Here is a 13313-nt window from a genome sequence, read left to right as displayed (position 1 = left end):
CGAACGGACATCATGACCTACGCACTTCTCAACAAGATTGACGCCCCCGCAGACCTGCGCAAGCTCGACCGGCGCGAGCTCCAGACCCTGGCGGACGAACTGCGCGCCTATGTGCTGGAGTCGGTCTCACAGACCGGCGGCCACCTGTCGTCCAACCTGGGCACGGTAGAGCTGACCATCGCGCTGCACTACGTCTTCAACACCCCGGACGACCGGCTGGTGTGGGACGTGGGCCACCAGAGCTATCCGCACAAGATCCTGACCGGGCGCCGCGAGCGCATGGGCACGCTGCGCCAGTGGGGCGGCATCTCGGGCTTCCCGCGCCGCAGCGAGAGCGAATACGACACCTTCGGCACGGCGCATTCGTCGACCTCGATCTCGGCCGCGCTGGGCATGGCGCTGGGCGCGCGCACGCTGGGCGAGAAGCGCGTCTCGGTGGCGGTGATCGGCGACGGCGCCATGACCGCAGGCATGGCTTTCGAGGCGCTGAACAACGCCGGCGTCTACAAGGACCTGCCGCTGGTGGTGGTGCTCAACGACAACGACATGTCGATCTCGCCGCCGGTGGGCGCGCTCAACCGCCACCTGGCGCGGCTCTTGAGCGGCCAGTTCTACGCGGCCACCAAGAAGGGCATCGAGAAAGTCCTGTCGGTGGCGCCGCCGGTGCTGGAGTTCGCCAAGCGCTTCGAGGAACATGCCAAGGGCATGATGGTGCCGGCCACGCTGTTCGAGGAATTCGGCTTCAACTACATCGGGCCGATCGACGGCCATGACCTGAACTCGCTGGTGCCGACGCTACTGAATATCCGCCAGCGCGCGCTCGAGGGTGCCGGCCCGCAGTTCCTGCACGTGGTGACCAAGAAGGGCCAGGGCTACAAGCTGGCCGAGGCCGACCCGATCCTGTACCACGGCCCGGGCAAGTTCAATCCGGCCGAGGGCATCCGCCCCGCGGCCAAGCCGGCGCGCAAGACCTACACGCAGGTGTTCGGCGACTGGCTGTGCGACATGGCCGCGGCCGACAAGCGCCTGGTCGGCATTACCCCGGCGATGCGCGAGGGCTCGGGCATGGTCGAGTTCGAGAAGCGCTTCCCGGACCGCTACTACGACGTGGGCATCGCCGAGCAGCACGCCGTGACCTTTGCCGGTGGCCTGGCCTGCGAAGGCCTGAAGCCGGTGGTGGCGATCTACTCGACCTTCCTGCAGCGCGGCTATGACCAGCTGATCCACGACGTGGCGCTGCAGAACCTGCCGGTGGTGTTCGCGCTGGACCGCGCCGGCCTGGTCGGCGCCGACGGCGCCACGCACGCGGGCGCCTACGATATCGCCTACCTGCGCTGCATCCCCAACATGATGGTGATGACGCCGTCCGACGAGAACGAATGCCGTCAGCTGCTGACCACGGCATTCCACCAGACCTGCCCGAGCGCCGTGCGCTATCCGCGCGGCTCCGGCCCGGGCGCCGCCATTGCCGCCGAGCTCACCACCGTGCCGGTCGGCAAGGGCGTGATGCGCCGCGAGGGCGGTGCGCGCGCGGGGCATCGCGTGGGCTTCCTGGCGTTCGGCTCGATGGTGCACCCGGCCCTGGGTGCCGCCGAGGCACTGGACGCCGCGGTCGCCGACATGCGCTTCGTCAAGCCGCTCGACGTGGAACTGGTCAAGCGCCTGGCCGCGGAGAACGACTACCTGGTGACGGTGGAAGAGGGCAGCGTGATGGGCGGCGCCGGCAGCGCTGTGCTCGAAGCGCTGGCCGAGGCCGGCATCGACAAGCCGGTGCTGACGCTGGGCCTGCCCGACCGCTTCGTCGACCACGGCGACCCGGCCTACCTGCTGCAGCAATGCGGCCTGGACGCGACCGGCATCGAGCGCTCGGTGCGCGAGCGCTTCGGGCTGGACCAGCCCAAGGTCACGGTCGCCTCGCGCGTGGCCTGATCACCTGCTGTCCCGAAGGGGATTCGGCCCTCGCACCACGAGTGCGTCCGAATTCCCTTAAACTCCCCTTTTTTGTGTTCGCAGCTGCGGGCCGGCGTGCCATTTGCCGGATCCCGTGGTTTCACACTCGTTGCGCGGCATGGATGGACTGCGAAAATGCCGCGACCGTAAGGGCTCGTGCCGCCCCACTTGGGCGCGACCCTGGAGGAAACCGTAGATGAATGACATCAACCCCGCCTTCATCATGCCCGACGTCCAGTCGAGCCCCGACACCCGCCAGATCCCCATCCAGCGTGTCGGCGTCAAGGGCGTGCGTTACCCCGTGACCCTGAAGACCCCGACCGGCATCGTGCCGACCGTGGGCACCTTCAATCTCGACGTGCACCTGCCGGCGGACCAGAAGGGCACGCATATGTCGCGCTTCGTCGCGCTGCTGGAAGAAGAGCGCGCACCGCTGGAGCTGGCCAGCTTCCGGCTGATGCTGGACAAGATGCTGGAGAAGCTGGAGGCCGAGGCTGGCCGCATCGAGGTCACCTTCCCGTACTTCATCAGCAAGATCGCGCCGGTGTCGGGCGTGGAGTCGCTGCTGGACTACGAGGTCACGCTGACCGGCGAAGTGCGCAACGGCGCCACGCGCGTGTTCCTGAAGGCGCTGGTGCCGGTGACCAGCCTGTGCCCGTGCTCGAAGAAGATCTCGCAGTACGGCGCGCACAACCAGCGTTCGCATATCACCATGGACGTGGAGCTGGCCGGCGAGCTGCCGGTGGAAGCGCTGGTCCGCATGGCCGAGGAAGAGGCCTCGTGCGAGCTGTGGGGCCTGCTCAAGCGCCCCGACGAGAAGTTCGTCACCGAGCGCGCCTATGAAAATCCCAAGTTCGTCGAGGACCTGGTGCGCGATATCGCCATGCGGCTGAATGCGGATGACCGCATCGTGGCGTATGTGCTGGAGGCGGAGAACTTTGAGTCGATCCACAACCACAGCGCGTATGCCGTGATCGAGCGGGACAAGCGCGTCGACTGACCGCGTTGTCGCTGCAATGGAAAGAGCCACCGCATGCGGTGCCGCATGCGGTGGCTCTTTTTTTGGTCCGGTTCAGGCCGCCGAAGGCAGGCGGATATCCGCCAGGTCCCAGCGCGGCGTCACGCCGTAGCCATACTCGTGCCGCGCCAGTTCGGGCGCGGCCTGCAGCCGCATCGCGCCGGCAAACGCGATCATCGCGCCGTTGTCGGTGCAGAACGCCAGGTCCGGGTAATACACGTCGATCTTGCGCTGCTTGCCCATCTGGTCCAGCCGCTCGCGCAACTGCCGGTTGGCACCCACGCCTCCCGCCACCACCAGCCGCTTGTGCCCGGTCTGCTTGAGCGCCGCCATCGACTTGGCGGCCAGCACGTCGACAATGGCATCGACAAAGGCGCGCGCCAGGTTGGCGCGGTCCTGTTCGCAGGTGTTGGCGAGCTTGCGGGTTTGCGTCAGCACCGCGGTCTTCAGCCCGGCGAAGGAGAAATCCAGGTTGCCCGAATGCAGCATCGGCCGCGGCAGCGCAAAGGCGCCGGGGATGCCGAATTCGGCCAGCCGCGACACTTCCGGGCCGCCCGGATAGCCCAGCCCCAGCAGCTTGGCGGTCTTGTCGAAAGCTTCGCCGGCGGCGTCGTCCAGGGTTTCGCCCAACAGCGTGTAGTCGCCGATGCCGCGCACTTCCATCAGTTGCGTATGCCCGCCCGACACCAGCAGCGCCACGAACGGGAAGGGCGGCGGCTCGCGCGTCAGCAGCGGCGACAGCAGGTGGCCTTCCAGGTGATGCACGCCCACCATCGGCACGTTCAGCGCGAAGCCCAGGGCATTGGCCACCGAGGCGCCCACCAGCAGTGCGCCGGCCAGGCCGGGGCCCTGGGTGAAGGCGATGGCGTCGATGTCCTGGCGGGTGCGGCCGGCATCGGCCAGCACCTGCTCCAGCAGCGGCAGCACGCGGCGGATATGGTCGCGCGACGCCAGTTCCGGCACCACGCCGCCGTAGTCGCGGTGCATGGCGATCTGCGAGTGCAGCGCATGCGCGAGCAGGCCGGTCCCGGTGTCATAGAGGGCGAGGCCGGTTTCGTCGCAGGAGGATTCGATGCCGAGGACAAGCATGGGAAGCGCATAGGGCCGTCTCCGGTCAGGGAAACGGCTGTCGAAACAACAGGTTGCAGGAAGCGCGCAGGGTAGCACAGCGGCGCGCGGCGTGCTTTTCGCTACAATCTGCCCTTTCTCTGGCGGTGGCAATACACATGGATGCGCGAGGCGTGCGATGAGCGGGGCAACATCGGCCCGGACGGGCCGGTATGACGTGGCCGTGCTGGGTGCGGGCGCGGCCGGCATGATGTGTGCCGCCGTGGCCGGCCAGAACGGCGCGCGCGTGGTGCTGATCGACCATGCCACCAAGCTGGCCGAGAAGATCCGCATTTCGGGCGGCGGGCGCTGCAATTTCACCAACCTGCAGGCCGGGCCCGCCAACTACCTGTCGTCCAATCCGCACTTCTGCCGCTCTGCGCTGGCGCGCTACACGCCGCAGGATTTCCTTGGCCTGATGCGCCGCTACGGCATCGACTGGCACGAGAAGCATCGCGGCCAGCTGTTCTGCAACGACAGCGCCGAAGACGTGATCGCCATGCTGCGCGCCGAATGCGACACCGGCCATGTGCGCTGGCAGACCGGCTGCACCGTGGCCGAGATCCGGCGCGAGGGCGACGATTTCCTGTTGCTCACCGCCACCGGCACGGTGCGGGCCGGGGCGCTGGTGGTGGCCACCGGCGGGCTGTCGATCCCCAAGATCGGCGCCACCGACTTTGGCTACCGCATCGCGCGGCAGTTCGGGCTGGGCATCGTCGAAACCCGGCCGGCGCTGGTACCGCTGACCTTCGATGGCAAGGACTGGGCGCCGTTCGCGCCGCTGGCCGGCGTGTCGCTGGAAGTGGATGTCGCCACCGGCAACGGCAAGGCGGCCGGGGCCTTCCGCGAAGACCTGCTGTGGACGCACCGTGGCCTGTCCGGCCCCGCCGTGCTGCAGATCTCCAGCTACTGGCGCCCCGGCACGCCGATCGCCATCGACCTGTTTGATGGCGAGGATGCCGCCGCCTGGCTGCTGGAGCAAAAGGCCGGCAGCCGCAAGCACCTGGGCAACCTGCTGGCGCAACGGCTGCCGGCGCGGCTGGCCGATGCCTGGTGCGCGGCCTCGGGCGTGGATGCAGCCATGCCGCTGCATGATGTGACCGACAAGGCCCTGCGCAAGCTGGGCGCCACGCTCAACGGCTGGCGCATCGTGCCGTCTGGCACCGAGGGCTACCGCAAGGCCGAGGTCACGCTGGGCGGGGTCGACACGCGGGCGCTGTCATCCACCACCATGATGGCCCGCGAGGTGCCGGGCCTGTATTTCATCGGCGAGGTGGTGGACGTGACCGGCTGGCTGGGTGGCTACAACTTCCAGTGGGCCTGGGCCTCCGCAGTGGCGGCGGGGCAGGCCGCGGCAGAGGCATCGCGCACTGCTTCGGCAGGGCAATCGGTAGCCCAAGGATAGTCTGGTGATAGCTGGAAGGGTAGTAAGCGGCACTCGCTAAGTGTCCGCTGCACGCCACTTCCCCGTTGGATTGTTGATGCTACAATCCAGAACTTCGTAGAGCCGCTTATCCCGAAAATTCTTTATTTTCTGGCCAAATGACCACGATCCATCTCAAGGAAAACGAGCCTTTTGAAGTTGCCATGCGCCGTTTCAAGCGCACCATAGAGAAGAACGGGCTGCTCCCGGAACTGCGGGCGCGCGAGTTTTACGAAAAGCCCACCGCCGCGCGCAAGCGCAAGAAGGCAGCCGCGGAAAAGCGCCATTACAAGCGCATCCGCAGCCAGATGCTGCCGAAGAAGCTGTACTGACCCGGCGCTCCCGCTTGCATCCGACCCGCTGTGGCATACGCTTCGGCGGGTTTTTGCGTTCTGGGCCTTGCAGCGGGCGGTCGCCGCCGCCACCTGTGAGTGTCCACCCACTTTCTGGAAGATCACGATGTCCCTCAAAGCCCGTATCAGCGAAGACATGAAGGCCGCCATGCGCGCCCGCGAAACGGAGCGCCTCGGCACCATCCGCCTGTTGCTGGCCGCCATCAAGCAGCGCGAAGTCGATGAGCGCGTGGAGCTGGACGATACCGCCGTGCTTGCCGTGGTCGAGAAACTGATCAAGCAGCGCAAGGATTCGATCTCGCAGTTCCAGCAAGCGGGCCGCAATGACCTGGCAGACAAGGAGTCGGCGGAAGTCGAGGTGCTGAAGGCCTACATGCCCGCCGCGCTGTCGGACGAGGAGGTCGCCGCCGAAGTCCAGCAGGCCGTTGCCGCCACTGGCGCCGCCGGTCCGCAGGACATGGGCAAGGTCATGGGCGTGCTCAAGGGCAAGCTGGCTGGCCGTGCCGACATGACCGCCGTATCGGCCCTGGTCAAGGCTGCACTCGCAGCAAAGTAAATACTGATTTAATCGGTTGCGAGCAGGATAAGCACCGGATCCGCGTGGTTCGGTGCAGTTGCACGGAGATGTTACGCAGTCCGGGCGGCCTTATCACGCTGCACTACAATATTCCGATAGCAGCCGGGCGCCGCACCGGTCACGCATTCCTAAAAGAAGCCGCCCGCCGCGGGACGGCCATGCCTCAGGACGGTCAGTCGGGTGATTCCGCAATCCTTTATTCAGGACCTGCTCAACCGTGTCGACATTGTCGATGTGGTGGGCAAGTATGTGCAGCTGAAGAAGGGCGGCGCCAACTTCATGGGGCTGTGCCCCTTCCATAACGAGAAATCACCGTCATTCACGGTGTCGCCGACTAAGCAGTTCTACCACTGCTTCGGATGTGGCGCCCACGGCTCGGCCATCGGCTTTCTGATGGAATTTTCCGGCCAGTCCTATCCGGAAGCGGTGCGCGAACTGGCCCAGTCGGTTGGTATGAGCGTGCCGGAAGAGCGCGACCGGCTGCCGCCCGGGCAGCGCGCGGAACAGCAGGCCCGTTCGGTGGCGCTGTCCGACGCAATGACCCGCGCCACCGATTTCTACCGCCGCCAGCTGCGCGGCGCGCCGCAGGCGATCCAGTACCTGAAGGGCCGCGGCCTCACCGGCGAGATCGCCGCGAACTTCGGCCTGGGCTATGCGCCGGATGACTGGCAGGGCCTTGAGGCCGTGTTCGGCAGCTATCGTGATGACAACGTGTCGGCGCCGCTGGTCGAGTGCGGCCTGCTGATCGAAAGCGAGAAGCGCGATGCGGACGGCAAGCCGCGCCGCTACGACCGCTTCCGCGACCGCATCATGTTCCCTATCCGCAACACCAAAGGGGCCGTGATCGGCTTCGGCGGCCGCGTGATGGGGCAGGGCGAGCCCAAGTACCTGAACTCGCCCGAGACCCCGCTGTTCAGCAAGGGCACGGAGTTGTACGGGTTGTTCGAGGCCCGTCACGCGATCCGGGAAACTGGCTACGTGCTGGTGGTCGAAGGTTATATGGACGTCGTGGCGCTGGCCCAGCTCGGTTTTGCCAATGCCGTTGCCACCCTGGGCACGGCGTGCACCCCTGTGCATGTGCAGAAGCTGCTGCGCCAGACCGACGCCGTGGTGTTTTCGTTCGACGGCGACTCTGCCGGGCGCCGCGCGGCCCGGCGCGCGCTGGAGGCCTGCTTGCCGCACGTGGCGGACAACAAGACCATCCGCTTCCTGTTCCTGCCGTCCGAGCACGATCCGGACAGCTATGTGCGCGAAGAGGGCACCGAGGCCTTTGCCAACCAGGTGCGCAATGCCATGCCGCTGTCGCGCTTCCTGCTGCAGTCGGTCACCGAGGAGCTGGACCTGCGCCAGCCGGAGGGCCGCGCCCGGGCCCAGTACGAGGCCAAGCCGCTGCTGCAGGCCATGCCCGCCGGCGGCCTGAGACTACAGATTGTGCGCGAACTTGCCGATGCCACGGGGACGACACCCGCGGAGATCGAAGCCATCTGCGGCCTGCGCAGCGACCCGGCCCGCGTCGGCCGCTTCGCCCAGCCGCGCCCGCGCACCCGCCGCCAGGCCCCGACCGGGCTGGAACAGCGGGTGATCCAGCTGCTGATGTGCTATCCGGCGCTGTCGGCAAGGCTTGACGAGGATGCGCGCGCGCTGCTGCTGGGCGGCGAGAGCGGCGACAGTGAAGTGCTGGCGCACCTGGTGGAGGCGTGCGACAGCGTGCAGGGCGAGGTCAATTTTGCGGCCTTCAGCGAGCACCTGGCCCAGTCGCCCTATGCCGAGGTGTATGCCGTGGCACGTACCGCGGTGCTGCGAGAAGAGATCGAAGAAGCACCCGCAATACAGGATTTCGATGCGGCCATTACCAAGCTGCTGGCCGAGCCGCTGCGGCGCGAACTCGACGGCCTGCAGGCGGAGGTGGTGGCGGGCACGGCCGATGAAGCGGCCAAGCAGCGCATGCGCTGGCTGGTGGGGGAAATCCACCGGCGGCGCCAACTTGGCTGAGGTGCCTGCGGGTGCCCTGGTCATCAACCAGGAGACAGCAGCAAGCGTTGGATAAGGGACTGGGCCCGGCCCTGCCGAGCTTAAGCCTTGATTTTTCAGGTGAAAACCTCACCTGACAGGGAGCCGGCTATGCGTGGCGTGCTACAATAGCCGGTTTGGATTGCGAAATCTTTCTCTCCAGTTCTGGTGAAAGTGAGCGTGCCAATGGCAAAGGCCAAAGCAACCGAAAGGGTTACCTCTAAAGCTCCCCAATCAGGGAGCGGCAAGGCGTCTGTGAAAACAACGGCGGCGAAGACATCGACCGCGTCAGTCAAGACACCAGCCCGGTCTGCGCCATCAAAGTCCGTGCGTAGCGCGCAAGCGCCCGCCGTGACGACTCCCACCAGGACTCGCACATCCGAAAAGACAAAGGCCTCGACTTCGGCACGCGAGAGCGGCAAGAGCGCCAGTACGAGCGGCAAGGTCGCCGCATCTGCACCAGTGAAAGGTAAGAGTATCACCGTGGCGAAACAGCAGAATACCGAAGTCGAGAGCAAGCGAGCGGCAGCCGCCGGCGTCAAGAGTGGGGAAGCCAAGGCCGGCACCACCACTACGGCAACCAAGGCGCGTGCCGCGACACCTGCATCCGTTGCATCCGAGCGTCCCGCTGCGCCGGCAATCAAGCCGGAGCCGAAAAAGCGTGGCCGCAAGCCCAAGGCCGAGATGCAGCACGACGACAGCACAACAGACGACGTGACTGAAGAGTTTTACGAGAACGATGCGCGCCCGGCGGCAACCCCAGCCGCGGCGCCGAAGACCGAAAAGCAGAAGGCCAAGGACCGCAAGGCCAAGGAAAAGGCCCTGCTCAAGGAGTTCGCCTCGACGCAGCAGGGCACCGAGGAAGAGCTTGAACTGCGCCGTCAGAAGCTCAAGGCGCTGATCAAGCTGGGCAAGTCGCGCGGCTACCTGACCTACGCGGAAATCAACGATCACCTGCCGGACGACATGGTCGATTCGGAAACGATCGACACGCTGGTCGCCACGCTGAACGACATCGGCATCGCTGTCTACGAACAGGCGCCGGATGCCGAGACGCTGCTGCTCAACGACAATGCCCCGTCCGCCACCAGCGAGGAAGAAGCCGAGGAAGAGGCCGAAGCGGCCCTGTCCACGGTGGACTCCGAGTTCGGCCGCACCACCGACCCGGTGCGCATGTATATGCGCGAAATGGGCACGGTCGAGTTGCTCACGCGTGAAGGCGAAATCGAGATCGCCAAGCGCATCGAGGCCGGCCTGAAGGACATGGTGATGGCGATTTCGGCTTGCCCGGTCACCATCTCCGAGATCCTGGCCCATGCCGAGCGCGTGGCCAACGACGAGATCAAGATCGACGAATTCGTCGACGGCCTGATCGACCCGAACGCCGAGGAAGTGGCCGAGTCTCCGGCCGCCGCCGCTGCGCCTGCCGCTGAAGAGGACCTCGAGTCCGACGACGAGGAAGACGCCGACGAGGATGAGGACGATGAAGGCGGCGCCGGTGCCGGTGCCTCCGCGCGCCAGCTGGAAGAGCTGAAGCAGAACGCGCTGGAGAAATTCCGCGTGATCGCCGAGCAGTTCGACAAGATGCGCCGCGCGTTCGAGAAGGAAGGCTACAACTCCAAGCCCTACGTCAAGGCGCAGGAAGCCATCCAGGCCGAGCTGATGGGGATCCGCTTCACCGCCCGCAATGTCGAGCGCCTGTGCGACACGCTGCGCGGCCAGGTGGACGAAGTGCGCAAGCTCGAGCGTGCCATCCTGAACACCATCGTGGACAAGTGCGGCATGCCGCGCGCGGAGTTCGTCGCCCGCTTCCCGGGCAACGAGACCAACCTCGAGTGGGTCCACACCATCGTCGCCGACGGCAAGCCCTACAGCACCATCGTCGAGCGCAATGTGCCGGCCGTGCATGAGCTGCAGCAGAAGCTGATCGACCTGCAGTCGCGCGTGGTGCTGCCGCTGAAGGAACTGAAGGGCGTCAACCGCAAGATGGCCGAAGGTGAGCGTCGTGCCCGCGAAGCCAAGCGCGAGATGACCGAGGCCAACCTGCGCCTGGTGATCTCGATCGCCAAGAAGTACACCAACCGCGGCCTGCAGTTCCTCGACCTGATCCAGGAAGGCAACATCGGCCTGATGAAGGCGGTGGACAAGTTCGAATACCGCCGCGGCTACAAGTTCTCGACCTACGCCACGTGGTGGATCCGCCAGGCCATCACGCGCTCGATCGCCGACCAGGCACGCACCATCCGCATCCCGGTGCACATGATCGAGACGATCAACAAGATGAACCGCATCTCGCGCCAGATCCTGCAGGAAACCGGCAATGAGCCGGATCCGGCAACGCTGGCCGAGAAGATGGAGATGCCGGAAGACAAGATCCGCAAGATCATGAAGATCGCCAAAGAGCCGATCTCCATGGAAACGCCGATCGGTGACGACGACGACTCCCATCTGGGCGACTTCATCGAGGACACCAACACGCTGGCCCCGGCCGAAGCGGCGCTGCACGGTTCCATGCGCGACGTCGTCAAGGACGTGCTGGACTCGCTCACGCCGCGCGAAGCCAAGGTGCTGCGCATGCGCTTCGGCATCGAAATGAGCACCGACCACACGCTGGAAGAGGTCGGCAAGCAGTTCGACGTCACGCGTGAACGGATCCGCCAGATCGAGGCCAAGGCACTGCGCAAGCTGCGCCACCCGAGCCGCTCGGACAAGCTGAAGAGCTTCCTGGAAGGCAACTAAACGCTTCCAAGGGCCTCTAGCTCATGCCTGGTTAGAGCAGCGGACTCATAATCCGTTGGTGCCGTGTTCGACTCACGGGAGGCCCACCAATGTGAAAAGGGACTGCAGGTTGATACCTGCAGTCCCTTTTTTTTTACCTTTGAACTACCGCTCAATCCTGCGTCACCAACCCCATCGCCGGATCGCTCACCGTATGCCTGCCGGTCTCCACCCGTCCCGCAAAGCGTCGATAGAAGGCCGGGTCGCTGTCGCACGTCACCGCAAAGTCATACCACTGCCCGCTTTCCTCCAGCGACCAATACACGGATTTGTCGCCGTTGGCGCCGACGGTGACCGGCCACGGGCCATCGGTTCGGTACGCGAGCGCCTGGATGTTGAAGTGGCAGGCCCTGCGGCCGGCGTTGATCAGGTCGACGTAGACATCGCCATTGGCAATGTCGTAGCAGACGCGGATCTCCGGTGCGATGCCGGTATCGCCGATGCGGTTGGTATCGCCGCGGAAATGGCGGTGAAAGCCGTTGGGGCCCAGCACCCACAGGTCGTATTGCCCGGCGTTGTCCTGGAACACGTTCCAGGTATCGGTCAGGGACTTGCCGGCTTCCACGACATAACGGCGCGGAATGCGTCCCAGCTGGTAGCGGTCGTAGACGTGGAACACCGCGGCTTGCGTGCCGGTGTTGGCGAACACCAGTTCGACCTGCCCCACGGCGCTGCAGCGCGCGCTGGTATGCAGCTCATACGGCAGCGCGCGTGACGGGCGCGTGCCGGTGGCCTGCAGCGGCAATTGCATGTCGACCGGCAGCGGTACCGCGGGCAGGGCCTGCTGGGCCTTGCGCAGCTGGTCGGCGTCGCTGCGCGTGGTGCGGCCGCCCAGCGTGGGCAGGGCTTCCGAGTTGGGCGTCGCGGCTGCGCGAAAGCAATGCCGAGCTCGGCCTCGCATGGCCGAGACCGCCGGCAACTGCCTGGCCATCGGCGAGAGGCGCTGGAGCGCGGCGAACTGGTGGAACTGGACCTGGTGGCCTATCCGTACACGGACTGGCTGGTCAGCGTCGACCTGATCTGGGCGAAGTCGGGCCGGCCGCAGGGCCGGGCCGAGCAGTGGCTGCGGCAGCGCTTCCGGGAAAACATGGTGTTCGAGGTCGACCGGCGTGGGCAGCGGACCACCCGCTGAGGGCGTGGCGATGGACTATGGTAGTCAGACGCAATCGCGCGTTTGATCCGATTCGCCCGATTCAATCTGACCAGGAGTGAAGCCCATGTCCTATATCGACGGATTCGTACTGGCCGTTCCCCAGGCCACTCGCGAGACCTATCGCCAGGTGGCGCAGAAGGCAGCCGCAGTGTTCAAGGAGCACGGCGCGCTGAAGGTGGTGGAATGCTGGGGTGACGATGTGCCGGAAGGCAAGGTCACGTCCTTTACCATGGCGGTGCAGCGCAAGGAGGATGAAGCGGTGGTGTTCGCGTGGATCCTGTGGCCGTCACGGGAGAAGCGCGACACCGGCATGAAGGCGGCGATGGCAGACCCGCGCCTGAAGGAAGGCATGGATCCGATGCCGTTCGACGGCCAGCGGATGATCTTTGGCGGCTTCGAGGTGATTGTCGACGAGTGAGCGGGCAGGGCGCCGGCGTGGCAGCGCCGGCGCGCAGGCAAGCCAGATCAGATCAGGTGGAAGACCATGCCCAGGGCAATCGCGCCGCCCAGGGTTTCCACTGCTGCGAGGGCGAGAAGGTTCTTCAGTACGAAAGCGTCTTCTTTCTTCGTCACCATGGTCTGTCTCCCGGTCATTGGACTTGTTCTGAGGCACCATCGGCTGCGGCGATCCGGCGTTTGCGGTGCCAAGCCGTCGATGTGAGTCCAGTAGACCGCATTCGCCCGCTGGCCGGAAGCTGGCGAAAACCCGCTCGGCGAAAACCCGGATTCCTTCAGGAATGTGACAGGGCCATGATTGACAGGCTTTGCAGGGCGCGTTTGCGGCCTGCCGGCAACGCGGCATGGCAATGGCCCACATTTGGGGGATGCCCGCCGTAGCGCGATGCGCCAAGATCAAGGCGCGGGTGATCGAGCAGATTGCCCCGCTACCATTTGAGCCCCGCTGCCTCCCCGGCACGCGGGGCTTTTCTACATGGGGGCCGACG

Annotated in this window: 11 protein-coding genes, 1 tRNA gene and 1 pseudogene; 10 read left to right on the top strand and 3 right to left on the bottom strand. The window is 65.8% G+C overall.

The window, feature by feature from the left end; genetic code table 11:
* Positions 1–12: 12 nt before the first annotated feature.
* Positions 13–1929, top strand: coding sequence for a 1-deoxy-D-xylulose-5-phosphate synthase (dxs, locus tag CNE_RS12790; protein ID WP_013957531.1), 1917 nt, complete (start codon positions 13–15; stop codon positions 1927–1929).
* Between the two features lie 217 nt (positions 1930–2146).
* Entirely contained in the window at positions 2147–2950 is an 804-nt protein-coding gene (gene folE2 / locus CNE_RS12785) for a GTP cyclohydrolase FolE2 (RefSeq protein ID WP_013957530.1), read from the top strand.
* Between the two features lie 72 nt (positions 2951–3022).
* Here folE2 and tsaD read toward each other — a convergent pair whose 3' ends face one another.
* Positions 3023–4057: a tRNA (adenosine(37)-N6)-threonylcarbamoyltransferase complex transferase subunit TsaD gene (gene tsaD, locus CNE_RS12780; protein WP_013957529.1), complete on the bottom strand. Its 1035-nt coding sequence runs from the start codon at positions 4055–4057 to the stop codon at positions 3023–3025.
* Between the two features lie 157 nt (positions 4058–4214).
* On the opposite strand from tsaD, the gene CNE_RS12775 reads away from it, so the two are divergent.
* The 4 genes from CNE_RS12775 (at position 4215) to dnaG (ending at position 8420) form a co-directional block, all read left to right on the top strand.
* Positions 4215–5480, top strand: coding sequence for a BaiN/RdsA family NAD(P)/FAD-dependent oxidoreductase (locus CNE_RS12775; RefSeq protein ID WP_013957528.1), 1266 nt, complete (start codon positions 4215–4217; stop codon positions 5478–5480).
* A gap of 137 nt (positions 5481–5617) precedes the next feature.
* Positions 5618–5830: a 30S ribosomal protein S21 gene (gene rpsU, locus CNE_RS12770; RefSeq protein ID WP_013957527.1), complete on the top strand. Its 213-nt coding sequence runs from the start codon at positions 5618–5620 to the stop codon at positions 5828–5830.
* Positions 5831–5957: 127 nt separating this feature from the next.
* Complete coding sequence (locus tag CNE_RS12765; protein WP_013957526.1) at positions 5958–6407, top strand: GatB/YqeY domain-containing protein; 450 nt, start codon at positions 5958–5960, stop codon at positions 6405–6407.
* Positions 6408–6608: 201 nt separating this feature from the next.
* Positions 6609–8420 (top strand): DNA primase, encoded by a 1812-nt coding sequence (gene dnaG / locus CNE_RS12760; RefSeq protein ID WP_013957525.1) that lies wholly within the window; start codon positions 6609–6611, stop codon positions 8418–8420.
* Between the two features lie 95 nt (positions 8421–8515).
* Here the strand turns inward: dnaG and CNE_RS42095 are convergent, their stop codons facing one another.
* Positions 8516–8881: a hypothetical protein gene (locus CNE_RS42095; RefSeq protein WP_035815784.1), complete on the bottom strand. Its 366-nt coding sequence runs from the start codon at positions 8879–8881 to the stop codon at positions 8516–8518.
* A 19-nt stretch (positions 8882–8900) separates the two neighbouring features.
* Between CNE_RS42095 and rpoD the strand changes: the two genes are divergently transcribed.
* Both rpoD and CNE_RS12745 read left to right on the top strand, forming a co-directional pair.
* A complete protein-coding gene (rpoD, locus tag CNE_RS12750) occupies positions 8901–11177 on the top strand; it encodes an RNA polymerase sigma factor RpoD (RefSeq protein ID WP_041228047.1) in 2277 nt (758 codons plus the stop codon).
* Between the two features lie 10 nt (positions 11178–11187).
* Positions 11188–11266 (top strand) — tRNA-Ile (locus CNE_RS12745).
* 62 nt (positions 11267–11328) lie between these two features.
* Here CNE_RS12745 and CNE_RS12740 read toward each other — a convergent pair.
* A pseudogene (locus CNE_RS12740) lies at positions 11329–12078 on the bottom strand (phospholipase domain-containing protein); the annotation flags it as partial.
* A gap of 18 nt (positions 12079–12096) precedes the next feature.
* Between CNE_RS12740 and CNE_RS12735 the strand changes: the two are divergent.
* Together CNE_RS12735 and CNE_RS12730 are read left to right on the top strand one after the other, a co-directional pair.
* Positions 12097–12348, top strand: coding sequence for a hypothetical protein (locus CNE_RS12735; protein ID WP_013957523.1), 252 nt, complete (start codon positions 12097–12099; stop codon positions 12346–12348).
* Between the two features lie 85 nt (positions 12349–12433).
* A complete protein-coding gene (locus tag CNE_RS12730; protein ID WP_013957521.1) occupies positions 12434–12787 on the top strand; it encodes a DUF1428 domain-containing protein in 354 nt (117 codons plus the stop codon).
* The last annotated feature ends 526 nt before the right edge of the window (positions 12788–13313 follow it).

Source organism: Cupriavidus necator N-1 (genome assembly GCF_000219215.1).
GTDB classification, from domain to species: domain Bacteria; phylum Pseudomonadota; class Gammaproteobacteria; order Burkholderiales; family Burkholderiaceae; genus Cupriavidus; species Cupriavidus necator.
The sequence above is the reverse complement of the archived record's forward strand: the minus strand, read 5'-3'. Positions and strand labels throughout refer to the sequence as shown.